General features: G+C 74.0%; 2 protein-coding genes. One reads left to right on the top strand and one right to left on the bottom strand.

The features are described from left to right. Window positions 1-130 precede the first annotated feature (130 nt). Window positions 131-526, bottom strand: a complete 396-nt coding sequence (locus B7767_RS33405) for a RidA family protein (protein ID WP_085575379.1) — start codon at window positions 524-526, stop codon at window positions 131-133. A gap of 142 nt (window positions 527-668) precedes the next feature. Here B7767_RS33405 and B7767_RS33410 point away from each other — a divergent pair, with 142 nt between their 5' ends. After that, complete coding sequence (locus B7767_RS33410) at window positions 669-1,640, top strand: YafY family protein (RefSeq protein ID WP_085575380.1); 972 nt, start codon at window positions 669-671, stop codon at window positions 1,638-1,640. Window positions 1,641-1,682 lie beyond the last annotated feature (42 nt).

The raw sequence follows: 1,682 nt of genomic DNA on the forward strand, positions 1-1,682 counted from the left end.
CAGTCCCGGCCGGCCGCTCACCGCGCTGGGGTCGTGCGCGTCCGCACAGAGGCCGGACGCGAAGGCCCGGCCCGGCCCGGTACTCCGGCGGACGGGCCGCCCCCCGCGGGCGGCCCGTCCGCCGTGGACGTCACGCGACGGCGGTCCCCTCCAGCTCGACCAGCTGGCCGGGGATCGCCAGCCGGGTCACCCCGAGCATCGTGGTGACCGGTGCCACCCCGGCGGCGCCCAACCGCGCGGCCAGCACGCCGTAGTGAGGGAACAGCAGGTCGACGTCGGTGGTGTAGACGTTGAGCCGGACGAGGTTCGCGAGGGACATGCCGGCCTCGCCGAGCACGGCCTCCACGTTGTCGATGCTCAGCGCCAACTGCGCCGCCATGTCGCCCTCGTGCCGGGGCCTGCCGTCGGCGCCCGTCGCGGTCTGCCCCGAGACGTACAGGGTCCGGGTGTGCCCGGAGACGACCTCGCCCTGGTTGAACCCCATCTCCACCGACCACGTCACCGGGTTGACCGCCGTTCGTTCCATCGCCACGTCAGCTCCGTTCGCATCAGGATCACAAGAAGTACGGACGTCCGTCGGCCCGGTGGTCACCGGCCCCGACGTCGCGGTGACGAGCTTCCCAACCCATCACGACACCCTCTGTCATGTATTCCGATAAAGTTCCCGCATGCGCGCCGACCGGTTGGTCTCGCTGGTGCTGCTGCTGCGTCAGCGCGGCCGGCTGACGGCGGACACCCTCGCCCGCGAGCTGGAGGTGTCCACCCGTACCGTGCTGCGCGACATCGAGGCGCTGTCCGCGGCCGGCGTCCCGGTCTACGCCGAACGCGGCAGGCACGGCGGTTTCGCGCTGGCACCCGGTTTCCGGACCGAGCTCACCGGGCTGAACCACGACGAGGCCCTCGCCCTGCTGACCGCCGGATCGGGGCGCGGCGAGCAGGTGTTCGGCCTCGGCTCGGCGCTCGCCTCGGCCATGCGGAAGGTGGTCGACGCGCTGCCCGAGAGCCACCGGGCCTCCGCGAGCGACGCGGCCCGGCGGTTCCTCGTCGACCCGGAGACCGACCTGCTCTCACGCCGGCAGGCCGCCGAGGAGATACCCCGCACCACGATGATCGAGGTCAGGCGCGCGGTGCTCGCCGGACACAAGCTGCGCATCCACTACGCGGCCACGAACCGGCCCCCGCAGTGGCGCACGGTGGACCCGATCGGGCTGGTCACCGTACGCGACCGGGGCTACCTGCTGGCCACGAGAGCGGGCGCGGACCGCACCTACCGGCTGTCGCGGATGCTGGCCGCCGAGGAACTCCCCGAACCGGCACAGCGGCCCGGCCGGGTCGACCTGGACCGGATCTGGCGGGAACGCTCCGCGCGGTTCCTGTCCGACCACCACATCACCGTGCTGGTACGGGTGGACCCGGCACGGCGGGAGGAACTGCTGGGCACCGTGGTGGCCGTCCGCGCGGAGGAACCCGACGCGGACGGCCGGCTGCGGCTGGAGGTGACCTTCCAGGACGCCCGGCACGCCGAATGGGCGCTGTGGCAGCTCGGTACGGACGCGGAGGCCCTGTCCCCGCAGTCGTTGCGCGCCTCCCTGCGCGAGCGTGCCGCCGCGCTGGCCGCCCGCTACGGGGACCCGCCCTGAACCGCGGGGACGGCGGCGCTCCCGCCCCCCGCGGCCGGCCGC

This window comes from Streptomyces sp. 13-12-16 (assembly GCF_002114215.1).
GTDB lineage: Bacteria > Actinomycetota > Actinomycetes > Streptomycetales > Streptomycetaceae > Streptomyces.

Excerpts from the sequence above, each read along its gene's own strand:
- B7767_RS33405 (WP_085575379.1), bottom strand. The coding sequence starts at position 526 with ATGGAACGAACGGCGGTCAACCCGGTGACGTGGTCGGTGGAGATGGGG.
- B7767_RS33410 (WP_085575380.1), top strand. The coding sequence starts at position 669 with ATGCGCGCCGACCGGTTGGTCTCGCTGGTGCTGCTGCTGCGTCAGCGC.